At 72.3% G+C, this 22,119-nt stretch carries 18 protein-coding genes and 1 pseudogene; 7 read left to right on the forward strand and 12 right to left on the reverse strand.

The features are described 5' to 3' along the window. Positions 1-15: 15 nt before the first annotated feature. Together ABLE53_RS24065 and ABLE53_RS24070 are read left to right on the forward strand one after the other, a co-directional pair. Positions 16-612 carry a DinB family protein gene (locus tag ABLE53_RS24065; RefSeq protein WP_348861718.1) on the forward strand — a complete coding sequence of 199 codons (597 nt, stop codon included), beginning with the start codon at positions 16-18 and terminating at the stop codon, positions 610-612. A 79-nt stretch (positions 613-691) separates the two neighbouring features. Continuing rightward, positions 692-1,342 carry an HAD-IA family hydrolase gene (locus tag ABLE53_RS24070; RefSeq protein WP_348861719.1) on the forward strand — a complete coding sequence of 217 codons (651 nt, stop codon included), beginning with the start codon at positions 692-694 and terminating at the stop codon, positions 1,340-1,342. A gap of 25 nt (positions 1,343-1,367) precedes the next feature. Here the strand turns inward: ABLE53_RS24070 and ABLE53_RS24075 are convergent, their stop codons facing one another. Genes ABLE53_RS24075 through hypF form a run of 6 tightly spaced genes read right to left on the reverse strand, consistent with a single transcriptional unit; the run spans position 1,368 to position 7,153 of the window. Beyond that, positions 1,368-1,886: a helix-turn-helix domain-containing protein gene (locus ABLE53_RS24075; RefSeq protein WP_348861721.1), complete on the reverse strand. Its 519-nt coding sequence runs from the start codon at positions 1,884-1,886 to the stop codon at positions 1,368-1,370. A gap of 3 nt (positions 1,887-1,889) precedes the next feature. Beyond that, a complete protein-coding gene (locus tag ABLE53_RS24080; protein ID WP_348861722.1) occupies positions 1,890-2,249 on the reverse strand; it encodes a muconolactone Delta-isomerase family protein in 360 nt (119 codons plus the stop codon). A gap of 9 nt (positions 2,250-2,258) precedes the next feature. Beyond that, positions 2,259-3,332 (reverse strand): hydrogenase expression/formation protein HypE, encoded by a 1,074-nt coding sequence (hypE, locus tag ABLE53_RS24085; RefSeq protein ID WP_348861723.1) that lies wholly within the window; start codon positions 3,330-3,332, stop codon positions 2,259-2,261. Beyond that, a complete protein-coding gene (gene hypD / locus ABLE53_RS24090) occupies positions 3,325-4,440 on the reverse strand; it encodes a hydrogenase formation protein HypD (RefSeq protein WP_348861724.1) in 1,116 nt (371 codons plus the stop codon). The genes hypE and hypD overlap by 8 nt, the downstream gene beginning before the upstream one ends. Beyond that, positions 4,437-4,784 carry a HypC/HybG/HupF family hydrogenase formation chaperone gene (locus ABLE53_RS24095; RefSeq protein ID WP_348861725.1) on the reverse strand — a complete coding sequence of 116 codons (348 nt, stop codon included), beginning with the start codon at positions 4,782-4,784 and terminating at the stop codon, positions 4,437-4,439. Before ABLE53_RS24095 ends, hypD begins: the two co-directional genes overlap by 4 nt. Further along, positions 4,775-7,153, reverse strand: a complete 2,379-nt coding sequence (gene hypF / locus ABLE53_RS24100) for a carbamoyltransferase HypF (RefSeq protein ID WP_348861726.1) — start codon at positions 7,151-7,153, stop codon at positions 4,775-4,777. The genes ABLE53_RS24095 and hypF overlap by 10 nt, the downstream gene beginning before the upstream one ends. A 280-nt stretch (positions 7,154-7,433) precedes the next feature. Here hypF and ABLE53_RS24105 point away from each other — a divergent pair, with 280 nt between their 5' ends. Genes ABLE53_RS24105 through ABLE53_RS24115 form a run of 3 tightly spaced genes read left to right on the forward strand, consistent with a single transcriptional unit; the run spans position 7,434 to position 9,552 of the window. Next, positions 7,434-7,871 carry an RrF2 family transcriptional regulator gene (locus ABLE53_RS24105; protein ID WP_348861727.1) on the forward strand — a complete coding sequence of 146 codons (438 nt, stop codon included), beginning with the start codon at positions 7,434-7,436 and terminating at the stop codon, positions 7,869-7,871. A 41-nt stretch (positions 7,872-7,912) separates the two neighbouring features. Then, positions 7,913-9,127, forward strand: a complete 1,215-nt coding sequence (locus ABLE53_RS24110; protein ID WP_348861728.1) for a globin domain-containing protein — start codon at positions 7,913-7,915, stop codon at positions 9,125-9,127. Then, positions 9,124-9,552, forward strand: coding sequence for a hypothetical protein (locus ABLE53_RS24115; RefSeq protein WP_348861729.1), 429 nt, complete (start codon positions 9,124-9,126; stop codon positions 9,550-9,552). The genes ABLE53_RS24110 and ABLE53_RS24115 overlap by 4 nt, the downstream gene beginning before the upstream one ends. A gap of 4 nt (positions 9,553-9,556) precedes the next feature. Here the strand turns inward: ABLE53_RS24115 and ABLE53_RS24120 are convergent, their stop codons facing one another. The 5 genes and pseudogenes from ABLE53_RS24120 to ABLE53_RS24140 all read right to left on the reverse strand — a co-directional run bounded on the left by ABLE53_RS24120 (position 9,557) and on the right by ABLE53_RS24140 (position 17,511). After that, the gene (locus tag ABLE53_RS24120) at positions 9,557-10,762 is read right to left on the reverse strand and encodes a nitrate/nitrite transporter (RefSeq protein WP_348861730.1); all 1,206 of its coding nucleotides are present in this window, start codon (positions 10,760-10,762) and stop codon (positions 9,557-9,559) included. After that, positions 10,759-11,508, reverse strand: a complete 750-nt coding sequence (gene narI, locus ABLE53_RS24125; protein ID WP_348861731.1) for a respiratory nitrate reductase subunit gamma — start codon at positions 11,506-11,508, stop codon at positions 10,759-10,761. The genes ABLE53_RS24120 and narI overlap by 4 nt, the downstream gene beginning before the upstream one ends. 3 nt (positions 11,509-11,511) lie before the next feature. Beyond that, on the reverse strand, positions 11,512-12,138 hold the full coding sequence (gene narJ, locus ABLE53_RS24130; RefSeq protein ID WP_348861733.1) for a nitrate reductase molybdenum cofactor assembly chaperone: 627 nt from the start codon (positions 12,136-12,138) through the stop codon (positions 11,512-11,514). Further along, entirely contained in the window at positions 12,135-13,814 is a 1,680-nt protein-coding gene (gene narH / locus ABLE53_RS24135; RefSeq protein WP_348861734.1) for a nitrate reductase subunit beta, read from the reverse strand. The genes narJ and narH overlap by 4 nt, the downstream gene beginning before the upstream one ends. Next, positions 13,814-17,511: pseudogene (locus ABLE53_RS24140) on the reverse strand (nitrate reductase subunit alpha). The gene narH and the pseudogene ABLE53_RS24140 overlap by 1 nt, the downstream one beginning before the upstream one ends. A 198-nt stretch (positions 17,512-17,709) precedes the next feature. Between ABLE53_RS24140 and pheS the strand changes: the two are divergent. Together pheS and pheT are read left to right on the forward strand one after the other, a co-directional pair. Beyond that, the gene (gene pheS / locus ABLE53_RS24145) at positions 17,710-18,822 is read left to right on the forward strand and encodes a phenylalanine--tRNA ligase subunit alpha (RefSeq protein ID WP_348861735.1); all 1,113 of its coding nucleotides are present in this window, start codon (positions 17,710-17,712) and stop codon (positions 18,820-18,822) included. Between the two features lie 5 nt (positions 18,823-18,827). Beyond that, positions 18,828-21,320 carry a phenylalanine--tRNA ligase subunit beta gene (gene pheT / locus ABLE53_RS24150; RefSeq protein WP_348861736.1) on the forward strand — a complete coding sequence of 831 codons (2,493 nt, stop codon included), beginning with the start codon at positions 18,828-18,830 and terminating at the stop codon, positions 21,318-21,320. 45 nt (positions 21,321-21,365) lie between these two features. Here the strand turns inward: pheT and ABLE53_RS24155 are convergent, their stop codons facing one another. Then, complete coding sequence (locus ABLE53_RS24155) at positions 21,366-22,049, reverse strand: TetR/AcrR family transcriptional regulator (RefSeq protein ID WP_348861737.1); 684 nt, start codon at positions 22,047-22,049, stop codon at positions 21,366-21,368. Positions 22,050-22,119 lie beyond the last annotated feature (70 nt).

Consider the following 22,119-nt stretch of genomic DNA (forward strand, 5'->3'; position numbering starts at 1 on the left):
TGGCATGCTGCTGGCGTGAGCGATGAGCCGAAGGCGACCCTGACGCGCTACCTGCACCAGACCCGCGAGGCGCTGCTCTCGAAGGTCGACGGCCTCTCGGAGCGGGACGCCCGCCTGCCGCGGACACCGACCGGCACCAACCTGGCGGGCATCGTCAAGCACTGCGCGAACGTCGAGATCGGCTACTTCGGGGAGACCTTCGGCCGGGACTGGCCCGACCCCGACGACCCGTGCTTCGTGAGCGTGGACGACTTCGACGCCGACCCGCAGGTGGACTGGTACCTCCCCGCCGACGTCCCCGTCGCCGCGCTCCTCGACTTCTACCGGCGGGTGTGGGCGTTCGCCGACCGCACGATCGAGGAGCTGGGCCTCGACGCCGTCGGCTCGCCGCCGTGGTGGGGGCCGCCCGAGGACAACCGGGTGACGCTCCACCACATGCTCGTGCGTGTCCTCGCCGACCTCGCCCAGCACACCGGCCAGGCCGATATCCTCCGCGAGGGGATCGACGGCGCGGTGGGCTGGCACGGCGACAACGACAGCCTGCCGGAGGGAGTCGACTGGCCGGCGTACGTCGCGAGACTGACCGCCATCGCCGAGAGCTTCCCGGCATGAGCGAGCGCCAGCGAGCGACCATCGAGCTTCTCAGGCCGCCGCCTCCGTATCGTTTCTGCTCTTCCACGGAGGCGGCGGCATGAGCCATACCGTCGTCCTCTTCGACCTCGACGGCACCCTGTCCGATTCCGGGCCGAGCATCACGGCCTCGCTGCTCTACGCGTTCGAGGCCAACGGACTGCCGGCACCCGCCGCGGACGTGCTGGGCGGCCTGGTCGGGCCGCCGCTCTACGAGTCGCTGCCTCCGCTGGTCGGCGAGGAGCTGCTGTGGCCGATGATCGAGGCGTACCGCGCCCACTACAAGGCGGCGATGCTCGACTCGCCGGCGTTCCCCGGCGTCGCCGACCTCCTCGCGGCGCTCGTCGCCGACGGCCGCCGGCTCGCGGTGGCCACGAGCAAGCCCGAGGCACAGGCCGGACAGATCGTCGAGGCGCAGGGGCTGGCGCCGTACTTCGAGACCGTCGGCGGCGACGACCTCGCCGGCACGCGGCGCACGAAGGCGCTCGTGATCGAGATGGTCCTCGACCGGCTCGGCATGCCCGACCCGGCCGGCGTCGTCATGGTCGGGGACAAGTCGCACGACGTGCTCGGCGCCCGTGCGCACGGCATCGACTGCCTCGGCGTCCGCTGGGGCTACGCGCTGCCGGGCGAGCTGGAGGCGGTCGCCCCGCTGGCCGTATGCGCCACGGTCGCGGACCTCGCTGCCGCGCTCGGGCTCGCCGGCATCTAGGACAGCTCGACGCGGCGCGGGCCCGTCAGCGCAGCGGCCCGAGGATCGGCGGGCACTCCGCGGCGGGCCCCGGGCGGCCGTTGGTCTCCGGCCGTGCCACCGGCTCCCGCCGTACGACCGGAGCCGCCCGGGGGGCAGGTGGCGACACCGCCGGCGTCGGGGCCGGCGCCGGGGTCGACCGGGTGCGCCGCCCCGGCCAGTGCTCGAAGTCCGGCTCCCAGCTGCGCGGGTCGTCGGTGAGCCCGACGACGTACGTCAGCGAGCACTCGAGCGCCCGCGCGATCTCCGGCAGCTTCGAGACGTCGAGGCCGGCACCGTGCTCGAGGGCGGAGAGCGCCTTGTTGGTGGTCGCCACGCCCATCCGCCGCAGCCGTGCCACCACCTCCTTCTGGGTGAGACCGAGCTCGCGACGCCGCTGCCGGAGCCGCTCGCTGATCAGGTGGTGACGGCGGGTACCGAGCTCGTCGTACGACGTCAGCCGGCGGCCGCTCGGGGGAGGCGGTCCGGGGTCGAGCCCCGGCCGGGCGGTGGTGTCAGCGGACATCGCTCAGCCCTCCGTCCCCATGCTGTCGACGACCTCGTGGGCCGACCCGCCCTCGCTGACGGAGCCCGGCGTGGCCGAGCCCGTCCTGCCCGTGAGCCCGTCCTGGCTCATGTCGGCGAGCGCGTGCACGGTGTAGTGCGCGAAGTTGAACACGGGCGCCATCGCCAGCAGCCGCTCGAACTCCTCGTGCGAGTCGACGTCGTAGACCCAGGCCCCGCCGTGCATCCCGACGACGTGATAGCGCATCAGCACCTTGCCGCGCGCCTCCAGGTCGGCGCCGTACTCCGGCATGCGCGCGATCGAGCGCACCATGGCCTCCGACAGCAGGCCCTGCTCGAGCCTCCACAGAACGAGAAACTTCATCGGCCGGCCTCAGCAGATCCGGGGCAGCTGCTCGCCCAGCGGGAGGTCGACGACCCGGGTGGCGCCGAAGCCGGTGCGCGCCGAGACCATCCCCGGGTGCTCCTCGACGCAGCGGCCGATCACCGCCGCGCCCGTGCCGGCCGGGTGGTCCCGCATCGCGGCCAGGACCGCGTCGGCGTCCTCGGGCGCGACGAAGGCCAGCAGCTTGCCCTCGTTGGCGACCTGCAGCGGGTCCAGGCCGAGGAACGCGCAGGCGTTGCCCACCGTCTCGGGCACCGGCAGCGAGCGCTCCTCGAGCACGACCCCGACCCCGGAGGATCGGGCGATCTCGTTGAGCGAGGTGGCGACCCCGCCCCGGGTCGGGTCCCGCAGGACGCGTACGCCGGGCGCCGCGGCGAGCATCGCCGCGACCAGTCCGTGCAGCGGCTGGGTGTCGCTGCGGATCTCGGTGCCGAACTCCAGCCCCTCCCGCACGCTCATGATCGCGACCCCGTGCACGCCGATGTCGCCCGACACGATCACCACGTCCCCGGGCCGCGCGCGGGCCGGCCCGACGTCGACCCGGTCGGGGACGACGCCGATCCCGGCCGTGTTGACGTACACCCCGTCGCCGTGGCCGGACTCGACCACCTTCGTGTCTCCCGTGACGACGCGTACGCCGGCGGCCCTGGCCGCCTCGCCGAGCCGCTGCGCCACGGCGCCGACGACGGCGAGGTCTGTCCCCTCCTCGAGGACGAACCCGACCGACAGGTAGAGCGGCTGCGCCCCGCTCATCGCCAGGTCGTTGACGGTGCCGTTGACCGCGAGGTCGCCGATGCTGCCGCCGGGGAAGAACAGCGGCCGCACGACGAAGGAGTCGGTCGAGAACGCCAGCCGACCCTCGACCGGCGGCAGGACCGCCGAGTCGGCGGCGTCCGTGGACCCGAAGGCGGGCAGGAACAGGTGCTCGATGAGCTCGCCCGACATCGCGCCGCCACCGCCGTGGCCCATCACGATCGTCGGGCTGTCGCGCAGCGGCAGCGGGCACGTCCAGCCCTCGAAGTCCAAGACACCGGTGGTCGAGCCTGTCGAGACCTCAGCCACGGCTGCCCACCGCCTCCGGCTGCGCCATCCGCCGGTAGAGGAAGTACGCCGCACATGCGCCCTCGCTCGACACCATCGTCGCGCCGAGCGGGTTCCGCGGGGTGCACTCCTTGCCGAACGCCGCGCACTCGTGCGGCTTGATCAGCCCCTGCAGCACCTCGCCGGAGCGGCACACCGTCGACTCCTCGGTGTGGATGTCACCGACGCTGAAGCGGTCCTCGGCGTCGTACTCCCGATAGCGCTCCGACAGCCTCCACCCGCTCTTCGGGATCATCCCGATGCCGCGCCAGGTGCGGTCGGTGACCTCGAAGACGTCCTCGAGCATCTTGATCGCCACGGGGTTGCCGTCGTCTGCGACGGCGCGTCGGTAGGCGTTCTCGACCTCGTGGCGTCCCTCCTCGAGCTGGTGGACCGTGCGCCGGATGCCCTCGAGGATGTCGAGCGGCTCGAAGCCGGTGACGACGATCGGGACGCCGAAGCGCTCGGCGAGGTCGGGGTACTCGCCGATCCCCATCACCGTGCACACGTGCCCCGCCGCCAGGAACGCCTGCACGCGGCAGGTCGGCGACGTCATGATCGCCTCGATCGCGGGCGGCACCCGGACGTGGCTGACGAGCAGGCTGAAGTTCGTGATGCCGAGCTTCCTGGCCTGGTAGACCGTCATCGCGTTCGGCGGTGCGGTGGTCTCGAAGCCGATGCCGAAGAAGACGACCTGCCTGTCCGGGTTCTCCCGGGCGATCCTCAGCGCGTCGAGCGGTGAGTAGACGACGCGTACGTCGCCGCCGGCGCTCTTCACCCGGAACAGGTCCTTGTCGCTTCCGGGGACGCGCAGCATGTCGCCGAACGAGCAGAAGATGACGTCGGGCCGCGAGGCGATCTCGAGCGCCTTGTCGATCAGCTCCAGCGGGGTGACGCAGACCGGGCAGCCGGGTCCGTGGATCAGCTCGATGCCGTCGGGGAGGAGCTGGTCGAGCCCGTGCCTGATGATCGAGTGGGTCTGCCCGCCGCAGACCTCCATCATCGCCCACGGCCTGGTCGCGGTCGCATGGATGTCGTCGAGCAGCCTCTTCGCCAGCTCTGGGTCCTGGAACTCGTCGAGGTACTTCACGACAGGCCACCTCCCGGGACGCCCACCCCTCCGTCGGACGGGCCTGTCGAGACCCCGTCCGGTACGGGGAGGCCGGACTCCTTGGCCGCCCGGCCCCACTGGTCCCCGAACTCCGCGTCGAGGTCGCCCATCTGCCGGAAGAGCTCCAGTGTCTCCAGCGCCGACTGCTCGTCGAGCCGCTGGAGCGCGAAGCCGACGTGGACGATGGTGTACTCGCCGACCTGGAGGTCCGGGACGTACTCGAGGCACACCTCCTTGGTCACCCCGCCGAAGTCCACCTGCGCGATCCGGGTGCCATCGCGCTCGGTGATCTCCAGGACCTTGCCTGGCACCGCTAGGCACATGCTGTCTCCTCCTTCTCCTCCGGTGGTCGAGGAGGTCGCGCAGCGACCGTCTCGACACCTGTCGGGTGGTGGGCCAGTACGGCGAGCTGGCCGAGCGCCAGGCCGGCGTCGCTGGCGGGCACGTGGTGGTGGGTGAGCACCTCGAAGCCGCGCTCGGCGAGCGCGGCGGCGCAGTGCTCGGTCAGGTAGGCGTTGAGGAAGACCCCGCCCGAGAGCGTGGCGGTGGCGACGCCGTACGCCTCACGGGCCGCGAGGAGCGCCGTGACGACGAGGTCGACGACCGCGCGCTGGAAGCGCGCCGCGACCAGCGCGGCCGGCACGCCACGGCGCACGTCGTGGGCGGCCGCGGCGACGACCGGCCGGGCGTCCCAGCCCGCGAAGCGGTAGCCGCCGCCGGCGTCCGCGGCGCGGCGGGCGAGCGCCTCGAGCTCCATCGCGGCCTGGGCGTCGTAGCCGGCCCGGTGGCAGATCCCCGCTATCGAGGCGATGGCGTCGAAGAGCCGTCCCATGCTGGAGGTCGGCGCGCAGGCGACCCCGGTCTCGAGCTGACGGTCGAGGATGCGGAGCTCGTCCTCGGTACAGGCCGAGACGCAGGGCAGGGCCGGGTCCCACGCGATGCCGGCGGCGCGCAGGTGCGAGAGCGCCATCCGGCACGGGTTGCGTACGCCGGCGTCGCCGCCCGGCAGCGGCACGTAGCCCAGGTGGCCGATCCGCTCGAAGCCGGCGTAGTCGGCGAGCAGCAGCTCGCCTCCCCAGACCGCGCCGTCCTCGCCGTAGCCGGTGCCGTCGAACGCGACGCCCAGCACCCGGCGGCCGGGCTCGACGCCGTTGTCGGCCATGGTCGAGGCGACGTGGGCGTGGTGGTGCTGCACCTCGACGACGGACAGCCCGCGGCCGTCGGCGAGGGCGTGCGCGCGGGCGCGGGAGCGGTACGCCGGGTGGCGGTCCGCGGCCACCGCACCGGGCGTGACGCCGGTCAGCGCGGACAGCTGGTCCACCGCGGCGTCGAAGGCGGCGAGGGTGGCGAGGTCGTCCATGTCGCCGATGTGGCCCGACATCCAGGCGAGCCGCCCCTCGCCGAGGCAGAACGCGTTCTTCAGGTCGCCGCCCGCCGCCAGCGCTGGCGGTGCCTCGAACGGCAGCGGGAGGGGGAGCGGAGCGTGCCCGCGCGAGCGGCGTACGGGCGCCTCCCGACCGGCGACCGCACGGGTGACGGAGTCGTCGCAGGGCACGTGGATGGGGCGGTCGTGGGTGAGCCAGGCATCGGCGAGCCCGGCCAGCCGCTCGCGGGCCTCGTCGTCGCGGGTGACGATCGGCTCGCCGGCGAGGTTGCCGCTCGTCATCACGAGTACGTCGGGGCCGGGCGGGTCGTCCGGCAGCCCGAGCAGCAGGTGGTGGAGCGGCGTGTAGGCGAGCATCACGCCGACGTCGTCGCTGCCGGGCGCGACCGCCGCCGACACCGGGGCGTCCGGCCGGCGGCGTGCGAGCACGACCGGGCGCGCGGGCGAGGTGAGCAGCATCCGGGAGGCGTCGTCGAGCCGCACCAGCGTCTCCGCCGCCGCGGCATCGCGCACCATGAGCGCGAACGGCTTGTCCCCGCGCTGTTTCCGCTTCCGCAGCAGGGCCACCGCGGTGCCGTCGGCCGCGTCGCAGGCGAGGTGGTAGCCGCCGATCCCCTTGACCGCGACGACCCCGCCCGACCCGAGGAGGGCGCGGGCCTCGGCGAGCGCCCCCTCGCCGGTGAGCGCCGGCCGCCCCTCGCGGAGGAGCGCGAGCCGCGGCCCGCAGTCGGGGCAGCAGATCGTCTGCGCGTGGAAGCGCCGGTCGGTGGGGTCGGCGTACTCCTGCGCGCAGGTCTCGCACATCGGGAAGCCGGCCATCGTCGTGGTCGGCCGGTCGTACGGCAGGCCGGTGGTGATCGTGAAGCGGGGGCCGCAGTTCGTACAGGTCACGAACGGGTGCCGGAAGCGCCGGTTCCCCGGGTCCGCGAGGTCGGCGAGGCAGTCGTCGCAGACCGTGACGTCGGGGGAGACGAAGGTCCGGCCCGGCGTACGCTCCGAGGGGCGGATCTCGAAGCCCTCGTCCTCCGTCACGGGGAGCTCGGTGGCGACCACTGCGACGACCAGCGCCAGCGGAGGGGCCTCGGCCGCCACCCGCTCGGTGAACGCCTCGACCGCCCCGGCCGCGCCCTCGACCTCGGCGACGACGCCGTCCGCGTCGTTCCACACCGCGCCGGCCAGACCGAGCCCGGTCGCCAGCGCGTGGACGTGCGGGCGGAAGCCGACCCCCTGGACGACGCCGTGGACGGCGACCCGGCGCCTCGTGCGCGCACCCGGCTGCCCGAGGGAGGGAGCCGGGACTCCGGTCACGGGAACCTCGCATCTTCGCTGACGCGTGGCTGTCCGGGGGTCCGGTGGGCGGGAATCGGCGACAGGGTGGTTCGGGTCCGCCGGGCCGACAGGCAGTCGCTACTGGGTGGTGGGCTTTGCTTTGCGGCGTTCCGTCAATCTAGGACTCGCCGACCGGAAGCGCCATCCCCCAGAGGGTGTACCGGCGGCGCCGTGACGGCCGGCCCGGGACCAACGTCCCGTGAGGCACCTCTCACGGATCAAATGCGCATTTCAGATACGAATTATCTAGGCTGAGGTCGTGCAGCTCACCGGGTTCACCGACCTCGCGCTCCGCATCGTGATGCGGCTCGCGGTCCTCGAGGAGGAGACCGCGACGACCGCCTCGCTCGCCGACCAGCTCCACGTGCGCGCCACGCACGCGGCCAAGGTGGTGACGGCCCTCCACAAGCTCGGCGTGGTGGAGGCGAGGCGTGGCCGGACGGGGGGCCTCCGGCTCGCCGAGGGCGCCGGGGAGCTGTCGGTCGGCTGGCTGGTCCGCGAGCTCGAGGGCTCGCGGGAGGTCGTCGACTGCGAGGGCGCCGACCCGTGCCCGTTGCGCGGCGGGTGTCGGCTGCGTACGGCGCTCCGCGACGCCCAGGAGGCCTTCTTCGCCGCCCTCGACCCGCTCACCGTCGACGACGTCAGCGCGCCGCCGACCCGCTCGCTCCTGCTCTCGCTCGGCCCGACCCGGGGCTGAGCAAACCACCGCACCAACCAGTCGTGACGAAGGAGTCACTCATGCTCTCAGCCCCCTCGACCGAGGTCGTCCGCGCCACCCTGCCGGTGATCGGTGCGGCGATCGGAGACATCACGCCGGTCTTCTACCGCCGCATGTTCGCCGCCCACCCCGAGCTCGAGCGGGACCTGTTCAACCGGGGCAACCAGGCCCAGGGCGACCAGCAGCGCGCACTCGCGGGTGCCATCGCGGCGTACGCCTCCCTGCTCGTCGCCGAGGGCGGCCCGAACGCCCGAGGCGTGCTGGCCCGGATCGCCCACAAGCACGCGTCGCTGGGCATCACCGAGGACCAGTACGCGATCGTCCACGAGCACCTCTTCGCCGCGATCGTCGAGGTCCTCGGCGAGGCGGTGACGCCGGAGGTCGCCGCGGCCTGGGACGAGGTCTACTGGCACATGGCGCACGACCTGATCGAGATCGAGAGGGGCCTGTACGCCGAGGCGGGCGTCGCCCCCGGCGACGTGTGGCGCGCCCTCGTGGTGACCCGGCGTGTGCAGGAGTCGCCCGACACGGTCTCCTTCGTCCTCGCGACCCCGGACGGCAGCGCCCTCCCGCCCGCGCGGCCGGGACAGTACGTCTCGGTGCAGGTCGAGCTGCCCGACGGCGCCCACCAGATCCGGCAGTACAGCCTCACCCGCGTGCCCGAGCCGGGCGCCGTCGGGATCTCGGTGAAGGCGGTCCCCGCCGGGCGCACCGACGAGGGGATCGTGCCGGCCGGCGAGGTCTCGACCTTCCTCCACGCGAACGTCTTCGAGGGCGACGAGCTGGCCGTCTCGGCGCCCTTCGGCGAGCTCACCCTCACCGACGGCGAGAGCCCGCTCGTGCTCGTCTCCGCAGGCATCGGGATCACGCCGATGATCGGCTTCCTGCACCACCTCTCCCGGACCGGCTCGGAGCGCCGCGTGCTCGTCCTGCACGCAGACCGCTCGCCGGCGCGGCACGCCCACCGGGCCGAGCTCAACGACCTCGTCGAGGCGCTGCCGGGGGCGAGCCTGCGGCGGTGGTACGAGGACCTCGGAGTGCGCGCCGCGGACCCGACACTGCGCTCCGGGCTGATCGACCTCGCCGACGTCGAGCTGCCCGACGGCGCCGACGCCTACCTGTGCGGCCCGCTGCCGTTCATGGCCGGCGTCCGCGCGGCACTGGTCGAGCGCGGTGTGGCGGCCGACCGCATCCACTACGAGGTCTTCGGTCCCGACCGGGAGCTCGCGTCGTGAACGATCTCCCGGCCGTCGTGGCCGCTGCCATCGCTTGGATCTGGCTCGGCATGGTGCTGGCGATCTCGTTCCTCGAGGCGCCGCTGAAGTTCCAGGCGCCCGGGGTCGACCTGCGGGTGGGGCTCGCGATCGGGCGGCTGGTCTTCAAGGCGCTCAACACCGTGGAGGCCCTCCTCGCGACCGCGCTGGTCGCACTGCTGCTGGCGGTGGCACCCGGCCCCACGACCGGCGCGGCCGGCGCCGTCGCGGTCCTCACGCTGGTGGCACAGCTCGTGGGCGTACGCCCGCGGCTGGCCCGGCGCTCGGACGCCGTCCTCGCCGGTGAGGACGGGCCGCGCTCGCGGGCGCACGTGGCGTACGTCGCGCTGGAGCTGCTGAAGGTCGCCGCGCTGATCGTCCTCGGCCTGGCGCTGGCGACGGCCTGATCCGTCAGGACGACGGCGCCTGCATCCCGGCCGGCTCGGGCGTGCGCCTCGACCGCATCCCCAGCAGCGTGTAGAGCAGCGCGACCACCGCGACGGCGCAGAGCAGCATCAGGCCGACCGTGTAGCTGTGGGCCGCCTCGTCGTACGTCGCGCCCATCACCAACGGAGGGAAGTAGCCGCCGAGGCCGCCGGCGGCACCCACCACGCCGGTGACGCTGCCGACCCGGGCGGCCGGGGCGCGCAGCGCCACCCAGGCGAAGACGGCGCCGGTGCCGAGGCCCAGGAAGGCGGCCATGAGCACGAAGACGATCCCGGCGGGAACCTCGACCGGCGGCTTGAACGACATCACGACCGCCAGCACGGCGGCCCCGCCGAACGAGACCGCCGCGACGGTCCGCGGGCCCAGCCGGTCGGCGACCGTCCCGCCGAGCGGGCGGCACACGACAGCGGCGATGGCGAACCCGGCCGTGCGGGTCCCCGCGTCGGTGAGGCCGAACTCGTAGACGTCCTTGAGATAGGTCGGCAGGTAGGTCGAGAAGGCGACGAACCCGCCGAAGCACACGGCGTAGAGGAACGCCATCTGCCAGGTCACCGGCAGCTTGCAGGCGGCGACCAGCTTGGGGACGACGGGGTCGTGGTTGGGCGCCCACTGCGGCGAGTCGCGCATCCAGAGCCACACGATCAGGGCGGTCGCCACCAGGGCTGCCGCGATGATGACGTGGGTGACGGTGTAGCCGAACCAGGTCACGAACCTCGGCGTGAAGAACGCCGAGAGCGCCGTGCCCCCCATGCCGGCCCCGAAGACGCCGGTCGCGAAGCCGCGGCGGGACTTCTCGAACCACGCGTTCGCGAACGGTATCCCGACGGCGAAGGTCGTGCCCGCGATCCCAAGGAAGAAGCCGAAGACCAGAAGGAGGGCGTAGGAGCCCTGGCTGCCGGCGAGGGCGACGAGGAGCACGAACGGCGCCGACAGCAGGAGCAGGACCGGGAACATCACCCGACCGCCGAGACGGTCGGTCAGGGCGCCGGACAGGATCCGGCCCACCGAGCCGACGAGGACCGGCGTGGCCACGAGCATCGACTTCTGGCCGGGAGTGAGGCCGATGTCGTCGGCGTACCTCACCGCCAGCGGGCCGATCATGTTCCAGGCCCAGAAGCTGATCGCGAACGCCCAGGTCGCGAGGACCAGGTTCTTGATCTGGGGAGTCATCGAGCCCCTCGCTCTCGGTCGGCGGTCCCGACGGGCTGCCAGCCGGGGCGGGCAGCGCGGGTCCCGGTCGTCGTGTCACGGCTCCGGTAGACGATGTAGGGACGGAAGAGGTAGTGCACCGGCGCTGTGAACGCGTGCACCAGCCTCGTGAACGGCCAGACCGCGAAGAGCAGCAGCCCGACGAGCGCGTGAATGTGGAACCAGACCGGCGCCGCCGCCATCGCGTCGACGTCGGGCTGGAGCCGGAACAGCGAGCGGAACCAGATCGAGACCGTCTCGCGGTAGTCGTGCGCGTCGTGGCCGGCCCCGACGCTGACGAGCGTGGTCCACAGGCCCAGGACCAGCGCGGCGACGAGGACGACGTACATCACCTTGTCGTTGCGCGTCGTGGCCATGAACACCGGGCCCGTCGTACGCCGGCGGTAGATCAGGATGGCGATGCCCGCGAGGGTGCAGACCCCCGCGATCGTGCCGAAGAACAGCGCGTTGAAGTGGTAGAGCCCCTCGGAGATGCCGAGCGCCTCGGTCCAGCTCTTCGGGACCACCAGCCCGCCGACGTGGCCGATGACGACGACGAGGATGCCGAAGTGGAACAGCGGCGAGCCGATCCGCAGCAGCCGGGACTCGTAGAGCTGGGAGGAGCGGGTCGTCCAGCCGAACTTGTCGTAGCGGTAGCGCCAGACGGTGCCGAGGACCAGGACCGCGAGGGCGAGGTACGGCAGCACGCCCCAGAGCACGACGTCCATCGCTCACCTGCCTCCGGGCCGGACGGTCGGGTAGGGGAGCGGCTCGAGCCCGACGCTCTCGCTCGGCGGGCCGGACCGGCTGAGCGCCATCGCGGCATACCTGTCCTGTGGCGAGGGGCCGGGCAGGGTCCCGCAGACCGCCTGCAGGACGAGGGCGTACGGCGTGCCGCGCGCCTCCAGCGCGAGCCGGATCAGCTCGAGCGCCGCGCGGTGGTCGAGGAGCAGCCGCGCGCCGGCCTTCGGGTCGGCCAGGGCGGCGAACTCCAGCACCAGCGGAAGGTGATCGGGTAGCTCGCCGCCGGTGTCGACGAGCCAACCACTGCGGCGGTAGGCCTGCTTGAAGGCGGTCAGCGTCTCGCCACGGCGCCGGGTGTCGCCGTCGGTCCAGTAGGAGAGGTAGAGCGTCTGCTTCCGGGAGAGGTCGAAGAGCTCGACGTAGTCGCCGACCAGGGTGCGGCGGTCGGTGCCGGCGAGGTGGCCGAGGAACTCGTCGAGCCGGGCGACCGGCTCCGACGGCTGCTGCTCCGCGAGCGCGCTCCGCAGCAGCGGCAGCTGGTCGTGGAGCCGGTCGTCGGGGTAGCCGAGGCACCAGGCCGCGACCTGGTGCACCACCCGCCAGTCGCGCCTCATGCTCGCTCCTCAGGTCGCTCCTCGGGGCGCTCGGGGAAGAGCCCGTCGGGTCGGCCGTTGCCGTCCCAGTTGAGCAGGTTGACCCGCCCCCGCAGCGACTCGTCGGACGCGGGCACGTCGGCGGTCTGCCGGTCGCGCAGGGCGTGGAAGGTCTCCACGGCCACCGGCACGGGCCGTCCGCTCGCCTCGCCGACCGGACCCGCGTCGTACATGCCCGGGCCCTCGTCGTAGTCGAGCGAGCAGCCGATCTCCTCGAGCTGGTGGGCATCCTCGACATGCGCCTTCGGGATGACGTACCGCTCGTCGTACTTGGCGAGCGCCATCAGGCGGTACATCTCGTAGACGTCCTCCTCGGTCATCCCCACGGCCGCCGGGATGCTCTCGTCGGGCTCCTGGCCGAGGGTGACACCGCGCATGTAGGCGCGCATGGCGGCCAGCTTGCGGAGCACGCCGTCGACGACGGCCGTGTCGCCGGCGGTGAAGAGCTCGGCGAGGTACTCGACCGGGATCCGGAGCTCGTCGATCGCGCCGAACAGGTTGCCGGCGGCCTCGGCGTCGTGGCCCTGGTCCTTGAGGAGGTCGACGACCGGCGAGAGCGGCGGGACGTACCAGACCATCGGCATCGTGCGGTACTCCGGGTGGAGCGGCAGGGCGACCCGGTAGCGCTTGGCGAGGGCGTAGACGGGGGAGCGGCGGGCCGCCTCCAGCCAGTCGTCGGGGATGCCCTGCTCCCGGGCCGCGCGTACGACGTCCGGGTCGGTCGGGTCGAGCATCAGGTCGAGCTGGGCGGCGTACAGGTCCTGCTCGTCGGGGGTGGCAGCGGCCTCGGTGACGGCGTCGGCGTCGTACAGGAAGAGGCCGAGGTAGCGCAGTCTCCCGACGCAGGTCTCGGAGCAGACCGTCGGCAGGCCGACCTCGACGCGCGGGTAGCAGAAGGTGCATTTCTCGGCCTTGCCGGACTTGTGGTTGAAGTAGATCTTCTTGTACGGGCAGCCGGTGATGCACTGGCGCCAGCCGCGGCAGCGGTCCTGGTCGACGAGGACGATCCCGTCCTCGGCGCGCTTGTAGATCGCACCCGACGGGCACGAGGCCATGCACGAGGGGTTGAGGCAGTGCTCGCAGATCCGGGGGAGGTAGAACATGAAGGTCTGCTCGAACTCGAACCTGATCCTCTCGTTCGACTCCTGCCGGACCCTCTCCACGATCGGGTCGAGGTGGCCGTGGCTGACCGATCCGCCGAGGTTGTCGTCCCAGTTCGCCGACCAGGTGATCTTGGTGTCCTCACCGGTGATCAGCGACTTCGGCCGCGCCACCGGGAAGTCGTCGCCGAGCGGCGCCTCGACCAGCGTCGAGTAGTCGTACGTCCACGGCTCGTAGTAGTCGGCGAGCTCGGGCTGCACCGGCGAGGAGAAGATCGTGAGGAGCTTCTTGAGCCGTCCGCCCGCCTTGAGCTTCAGCTGCCCCTTGCTGCCCAGCGTCCAGCCGCCCCGCCAGCGGTCCTGGTCCTCGTAGCGGCGCGGGTAGCCCTGCCCGGGCCTGGTCTCGACGTTGTTGAACCAGACGTACTCGGTCCCGGCCCGGTTGGTCCACGCCTGCTTGCAGGTCACCGAGCACGTGTGGCAGCCGATGCACTTGTCGAGGTTCATCACCATGCCCATCTGGGCCATCACGCGCATCAGTAGGTCACCTCCTGCGACCGCTTGCGGACGGTGGAGACCAGGTCGCGCTGGTTCCCGGTCGGGCCGAGGTAGTTGAACGTGTACGACAGCTGGGCGTAGCCGCCGACGAGGTGGGTCGGCTTCACCAGCAGGCGGGTGACCGAGTTGTGGATGCCGCCGCGCCGCCCGGTCGCCTCCGACTTGGGCACGTCGATCGTGCGCTCCTGCGCGTGGTGGACGTAGACCACGCCCGCAGGCATCCGGTGGCTCACGATCGCCCGGCCGACGAGGACGCCGTTGGCGTTCGTGCACTCGACCCAGTCGTTGTCGTGCACGTCGATCGCCTCGGCGTCGGCCGGACTCATCCAGACCGTCGGGCCGCCGCGGGACAGCGACAGCATGAAGAGGTTGTCCTGGTACTCGGAGTGGATGGACCACTTCGAGTGCGGGGTGAGGTAGCGCACGGTGACCTCGGCGCCGCCGTCCGGGCCGAGCCGGGGCTCGCCGAAGAGCCGGTGCATGTCGAGCGGTGGTCGGTAGACCGGCAGCGCCTCGCCGAGATCCGTGAGCCACTCGTGGTCCAGGTAGAAGTGCATCCGCCCGGTGAGGGTGTGGAACGGCTTGAGCCGCTCGATGTTGACGGTGAACGGCGCGTACCGGCGGCCGCCGGTCTCCGACCCCGACCACTCCGGCGAGGTGATCACCGGCACCGGTGCCACCTGGGTGTCGACGAAGCTGATCCGCCTCTCCTCCGAGCCCTCGGCCAGGTCGGCGAGGCGCTTGCCGACCCGCTGCTCGAGGGTCCGGAAGCCCTGGACGGCGAGCTCGCCGTTCGTCGTACCGGAGAAGGTGAGGATCGCCTCCGCGAGCTTGGCGTCGGTGTCGATCGCTGCCCGCCCGTCTCCGACACCGCCGAGCATCACGCCGTTCTTCCGGGCGAGCCGGGCGGTCTGCTCCTCGAGCCGGTAGGTGACGTTCTTGACGGTGAAGCCGAGCGAATCGGCCAGCGGGCCGACCGAGGCGAGCTTGTCGGCGATCGCGGTGTAGTCGCGCTCCACCAGGGTCACGACCGGCCGGGTCTCGCCGGCCGGGGTCTCGCCGGGAGTGTCGTGCTGGAGCGGGACCGACACCAGGTCGCGGCGGGTGCCGAGGTGGTCCTTCGCGAGGTCGGAGAGCCTTCGCGCGAGGGCGTGGAAGAGGTCGAAGTCGGTCCGCGCCTCCCAGGGCGGGTCGATCGCCGGGGTGAAGGCATGCACGAACGGGTGCATGTCGGTGGAGGAGAGGTCGTGCTTCTCGTACCAGGTCGCGGCCGGCAGGACGACGTCGGAGAGCAGCGTCGTCGACGTCATCCGGAAGTCCGCGGAGACCAGCAGGTCGAGCTTCCCCTCCGGCGCCTCGTCGTGCCAGCGCACGCCCTCCGGGCGCGGCGCCTCCGGGTTCTCCTCGCCGAGGACGTTGCTGTGGGTGCCGAGCAGGTGCTTGAGGAAGTACTCGTTGCCCTTCGCCGAGGAGCCCAGCAGGTTCGACCGCCACAGCACCAGCGTCCGCGGCCAGCTCTCGGGCGCGTCGATGTCGGCGATCGCCGGCTTGAGCGTGCCGTCGTCGAGCCGTCCGGCGACGTACGCCGCCGCGTCGTCCGCGGTGCCGTCGGCGACCGCCGCCGCGGCCTGGTCGGCCACGTCGAGCGGGTTCTGGTCGAACTGTGGGTAGAACGGCATCCAGCCTTTCCTCGCCGACTCCGCGATGGCGTCGGCGGTGTGGCCGCTCACGTGCCCGGCCGCCAGGGGCGAGGCGAGCGACTCGGTGCTGTAGCCGTCGTTGCGCCACTGGTCGGTGTGCATGTACCAGTACGACGTCCCCGTCATCGTCCGCGGGGGGCGGCTCCAGTCCAGGGCGTTGGCCAGCGAGATCCAGCCGGTGATCGGTCGGCACTTCTCCTGCCCGACATAGTGCGCCCAGCCGCCGCCGTTGCGCCCCATGCAGCCGGTGAGGATGAGCAGCGCGAGGATCGCGCGGTAGGTGACGTCGCCGTGGAACCACTGGCAGACGCCCGCGCCCAGGATGATCATCGACCGGCCGCCGGACTGCTCCGCGTTGGTCGCGAACTCGCGGGCGATCCGGATGCACTTCTCGGCCGGGACGCTGGTGATCTCCGCCTGCCACGCCGGGGTGTAGGGGGTCGAGACGTCGTCGTACCCGGTCGGCCACTCGCCCGGCAGGCTCTGGCCGGCGATCGCCCGGCCGACGCCGTACTGCGCCAGCATGAGGTCGAGCACCGTCGTCACGAGGTGTCCTCCGACCCGCCGGGCCGGGACGCCCCGCCGCAGCACCGAGCCGCTGCCGTCGGGCTCGGTGAACGCCGGCAGCAGCACCTCCACTGTGTTGGTCGAGCCTGTTCCGTTGGTCGAGTCCACTGCGTTTGTCGAGCCTGTCGAGACCCCGAGCAGCGTCAGTGCCGGCGTGACGCCGTCGAGGTCGAGGTTCCACCTCCCGACGCCGGACTCGGCGTACCGGAACCCCATCGAGCCGTTGGGGACGACCGGCTCGCCGCTCGCCTCGTCCAGGACGACGGTCTTCCACCGGTCCTCGCCGGCGGTGGAGCCGAGGTCCGCGGCGGTCAGGAACCCCCCGGGACGTACGCTCCCGGCTCGTCGGGGCGCTCCTCGAGCCGGACCAGGTGCGGCAGGTCGGTGTAGGTGCGCGCGTAGTCGCAGAAGAACGGCGTCTGCCTGTCGACGAAGAACTCCCGCAGGATCACGTGGCCCATCGCCATGGCGAGGGCCGCGTCGGTGCCGGCCTGCGCCGGCAGCCACTCGTCGGCGAACTTGGTGTTGTCGGCGTAGTCGGGGCTGACCGTGACCACCTTCGTGCCGCGGTAGCGGACCTCGGCCATCCAGTGCGCGTCCGGTGTGCGGGTGACGGGGACGTTGGAGCCCCACATCATCAGGTACGTCGAGTCCCACCAGTCGCCCGACTCCGGCACGTCGGTCTGGTCGCCGAAGACCTGCGGGCTGGCGACCGGCAGGTCGGCGTACCAGTCGTAGAACGACGTCATCACGCCGCCGATCAGCTGGATGAAGCGGGTGCCCACGCAGTGGGAGACCATCGACATCGCCGGGATCGGTGAGAAGCCCGCGCACCGGTCCGGCCCGTGCGTCCTGATCGTGTGGACGTGGGCGGCGGCGACCATCTCGATCGCCTCGGCCCAGCTGACCCGCACCAGCCCGCCCTTGCCGCGGGCCTGCTGGTAGCGGCGTCGGCGCACCGGGTCGGCCTGGATGTCGGCCCAGGCGAGCACCGGGTCGCCGAGCCGTTCCTTCGCCTCGCGGAACATCTCGACGAGCACGCCCCGGGCGTACGGGTAGCGCACGCGGGTGGGGGAGTAGGTGTACCAGGAGAAGGCGGCGCCCCGCGGGCAGCCGCGGGGCTCGTACTCCGGCCGGTCCGGACCGACCGACGGATAGTCGGTCTGCTGCGCCTCCCAGGTGATGATCCCGTCCTTGACGTAGACCTTCCACGAGCACGAGCCGGTGCAGTTCACGCCGTGGGTCGAACGGACCACCTTGTCGTGGCTCCACCGGTCCCGGTAGAAGACGTCGCCGGCCCGCCCGCCCTTGCGGAAGACGGCACGACCGTCGTCGGTCTCCTCCCATCGCGTGAAGAACCTGCCTGACCTCAAGAGGAGCTCGCTGGCCGATCCGTCGAGTCGGGGCACGCACTCACTATCCCGACGCGACGGGACGTGTGACAAGCACCACGCGTGCGCCCCGGCGCGTCTCACAACCTCACAGCCTCCGCCGGACCAGGGGGCGGAACCGGTTCGCGCCCCGGGGCCGTGGCTTCCTAGACTTGCGGGGTACGCCGCTCGAGTCGTTCCGGCGTACTCCCGCGCGAAAGGTAGTGGCACCCAGGCATGTCGGGCCCGAACACCGATTACGACCCCGTCGAGGTCACTCCGCTCAAGGCTGAGGAGGTCGAGGCCGCGCGCGACGCCGCCCTCGCCGCCGTCGCCGCGGCGAGCGACCTCGAGGAGCTGAAGAAGGTCCGTCAGGAGCACGCCGGTGACCGCTCTCCGCTCGCGCTCGCCAACCGCGAGATCGGTGCGCTGCCGCCGCAGGCGCGCAAGGAGGCGGGCCAGCGCGTCGGCCAGGCCCGCGGCGCCGTCAACAAGGCGCTCGCCGAGCGGCAGGCGGTCCTCGAGGCGGAGCAGGAGGCCCGGATCCTCGTCGAGGAGACCGTCGACGTGACGCTGCCGACCGACCGGCAGCCGGCAGGCGCGCGCCACCCGCTCACCACCGGTGCCGAGCTCATCGCCGACATCTTCGTCGGGATGGGCTGGGAGGTGGCCGAGGGCCCGGTCATCGAGGCCGAGTGGCTCAACTTCGACGCGCTCAACCTCGGCCCGGACCACCCGGCGCGCACCACCCAGGACACCATCTGGACCGCCCCGGCCGACAACCACGTCGTGCTGCGCACCCAGACCAGCCCCGTCCAGGCCCGCACCATGCTGACCAGGACGCCCCCGATCTACATCGTCTGCCCGGGCCGGGTCTTCCGTGCCGACGAGTACGACGCGACCCACTCACCGATGTTCCACCAGGTCGAGGGCCTCGCGATCGACGAGGGCATCTCGATGGCCCACCTCAAGGGCACGCTCGACCACTTCGCGACGCAGATGTTCGGCGAGGGGATCGTCACGCGGTTCAGACCGTCGTACTTCCCCTTCACCGAGCCCTCGGCGGAGGTCGACCTGACCTGCTTCGTCTGCCACGGCACCGGCCTCAAGGAGGGCACGAGCGATCCGTGCCGCACCTGCAAGGGCGAGGGCTGGATCGAGTGGGGCGGCTGCGGCATCGTCAACCCGCGCGTGCTGACCGCCTGCGGCGTCGACAGCAGCCGGTACTCCGGCTTCGCGTTCGGCATGGGCATCGACCGGACCCTGATGTTCCGGCACGGCCTCAGCGACCTGCGGGCCCTCTTCGAGGGCGATGTCCGCCTGACCAGCGCTTTCGGAACGGAGCTGTAGAGCAGATGAAGGCCCCCGTCTCCTGGATCAAGGAGTACGTCGACCTGCCGGCCGCGGTGACCACCGAGGATCTCACCGATCGGCTGACCGCGCTCGGCCTCAAGCTCGAGGGCATCCACGCCGCCGGGCAGGGCATCAGCGGCCCGCTGGTGATCGGCCGCGTGCTGACGATGGAGCCCGAGCCGCAGAGGAACGGCAAGACCATCAACTGGTGCAGAGTTGACGTCGGCTCCGCGAACGGCACCGGCGAGCCACAGGGCATCGTGTGCGGTGCCCACAACTTCGCGCCCGGCGACCTCGTCGTGGTCGTCCTGCCCGGCGGCGTGCTGCCGGGTGGTTTCGAGATCTCCGCGCGCAAGACCTACGGCCACGTCTCGGCCGGGATGATCTGCTCGATGCAGGAGCTCGGGCTGGGCGCCGACCACGAGGGCATCATCGTGCTGCCCGAGGGCGCCGGCGAGCCGGGGGAGCCCGCCTTCGACGCCCTGGGACTGGGCGAGGAGGTCATCGAGTTCGAGATCAACCCCGACCGCGCCTACGCGCTCAGCCTGCGCGGCATCGCCCGCGAGGCCGCGCTCGCCTACGCCGACGGGCACGACGCGGCGCCGTTCACGGACCCCGCCGTACGCCCCCTGCCGGAGGTCGACGGCCGTGCCTGGGGCGTTGTCGTGGAGGACCCCGCCGGATGCCCGGTCTTCGCCGCGCGGCTGGTCTCGGGGCTCGACCCGACGGCGCCGACGCCGGACTGGATGCGGCGCCGGCTGGAGCAGTCGGGCATCCGCTCGATCTCGCTCGCCGTCGACGTCACCAACTACGTCATGCTCGAGCTCGGCCAGCCGATCCACGGCTACGACGCCGACAAGGTGGCCGGGGACCTCCACGTCCGCCGCGCCCACGAGGGCGAGAAGCTGCGGACCCTCGACGACGTCGTCCGCGAGCTGTCGACCGAGGACCTCGTCATCGCCGACGACTCCGGCGCGATCGGGCTGGCCGGCGTCATGGGCGGCGCCACGACCGAGGTGTCCGCGACGACCACGCGTGTCCTCGTCGAGGCGGCCCACTGGGACGCCACCTCGATGTTCCGCACCGGTCGCCGCCACAAGCTCACCTCCGAGGCCGGCCGGCGCAACGAGCGCGGTGTGGACCCGCTGCTCCCCGGCCCCGCCGCCGACCGGGTCGTCGAGCTGCTCGTAGAGCTGGGCGGCGCCACCGCCGAGCCGGGCTTCACGCTGGTCGGCGAGGCACCCGCGCGTCCGGTGATCACGATGGCGCCCGAGCTGCCGGCCCGGATCAGCGGGATCGACATCGCTGCGGACGCCTCGGTCGCCCACCTCGAGGCGATCGGTGCGACCGTCTCCGTCGGTGACCAGGACCTCGAGGTCACGCCGCCGAGCTGGCGGCCGGACCTCAACGACCCCTACGACCTGGTCGAGGAGGTCGTCCGCATCGTCGGCTACACCGAGGTGCCGAGCGTCCTCCCGCGCCGGGCCACCGGCCGCGGCCTCACCCGCGAGCAGAAGCTGCGCCGCCGCATCGGGCGTACGCTCGCGGGCGCCGGCCTGGTCGAGGTGGTCAGCTTCCCGTTCGTGGGCGAGGCGACCTTCGACGCGCTCGGGCTGCCCGCCGACGACGTGCTCCGGCACACCGTCGGCATCGCCAACCCGCTGAGCAACGAGGCGCCGGCCTACACCACGACGCTCCTGCCCGGACTCCTCGAGGCCGCAGGCCGCAACCTCGGCCGTGGCCAGGAGGGCGTCGCGCTGTTCGAGACCGGCACCGTCGCCTTCCCGACCGACCAGGCCGCGCCGATCTACGGCGTCGACCGCCGCCCCACCGAGGAGGAGCTCCAGAAGCTGCTCGAGGCGCTCCCGCGGCAGCCGCTCTTCCTCGGCGTCGTCCTCGCCGGCGAGCGCGAGCGCTCCGGCTGGTGGGGCGAGGGCCGCGCCGCCGGCTGGGCCGACGCCATCGAGGTCGTCCGCCGCCTCGGCGCCGAGCTCGGTGTCGCCGTCGAGGTGGCCGCGGCGTCGCGGATGCCGTGGCACCCGGGCCGCTGCGCGCAGGTGAGCATCGACGGCGAGAAGTTCGGCCACGCGGGCGAGCTGCACCCGACCGTCTGCAAGAGCTTCGGCCTGCCCGCGCGCAGCGCCGCGGTCGAGATCGACCTCGACTTCCTCATGAGCAGGGCCCCGGCCGTCGTACCCGGCCCGGTCTTCTCCACCATGCCGGTCGCCAAGGAGGACGTCGCCCTGCTGGTCGACGACTCGGTGACAGTGGCCGAGGTCGAGGCGGCGCTCCGCGAGGGCGCCGGCGACCTGCTGGAGACGATCCGCCTCTTCGACGTGTACGCCGGCGAGCAGCTCGGCGAGGGCAAGAAGTCGCTCGCGTTCGCCCTGCGCTTCCGGGCTCCCGACCGCACCCTGACGGCCGAGGAGGCGAACGCCGCCCGCGACGCCGCCGTCGCCCGAGCAGCCGAGATCACCGGCGCCGTCCAGCGTTGATTCGGGGGTTGTGACCGGTCGAGTCGGGAGTTGTGACCGATCGAGTCAGGCCCGGGACTCGTGCAGCCGCTCGATCCCGTCGAGGATCCGCTCCAGGCCGAAGCTGCGTCCGTTGTCCTCGGAGGCGCCGACCGACGAGAGATCGGCGAGCGCGGGGTAGTGCTCGGCGCTCTGCCGGAGCCGCTCGCCCAGGGCGGGATCGTGCCAGGGCTGGGTGCCCGCTGTGTCCAGCGAGTGCGTGTTGCGCAGGTGTCCGAACAGCAGGAAGACCGCGTCGAGGCGCTCCGTCGGGGTCAGGCTGGTGTCGACCAGGGGCTCGAGGGCGCACTCGACCCAAGCGACCTCCCGGGGGCCCATGAGGCGTCGTCCGCGGGTCACCCAGGGCACCCACGGGTGGCGCCTCCAGACATCGGCCAGCGCGTCGGCGAAGACGGTGATCCGCTCCCGCCACGGCTGGCGCGGGTCCAGTCGCGGCACCTCCTCGACGGCGGCCTCCACCATCACCGCGAGGAGCTCGTCCTTGCCTCGTACGTGCCGGTAGAGCGCCATCTTCGTGAACCCGAGCGACTCGGCGACCGCCTGCATCGAGACGGCGCCGATGCCGTGCTCGTCGGCGATCGCGACGCCCGCCGCAGCGATGGCCTCGATGCTGAGCGTCGCTGCCGGGCCGCGCGCCGCCGGCGTACGACCGTCCCACAGCAGCGTGGTGGTGGCGGACTCGGTGGACACGTGGCTCCCTCCGAAAAGCGCTGGACAAGTTCTGTATCCACGATACACAGTGGACGCAGGAAACAGTATC

The sequence above is a fragment of the Nocardioides asiaticus genome, assembly GCF_040049175.1.
Taxonomy (GTDB): domain Bacteria; phylum Actinomycetota; class Actinomycetes; order Propionibacteriales; family Nocardioidaceae; genus Nocardioides; species Nocardioides cheoyonin.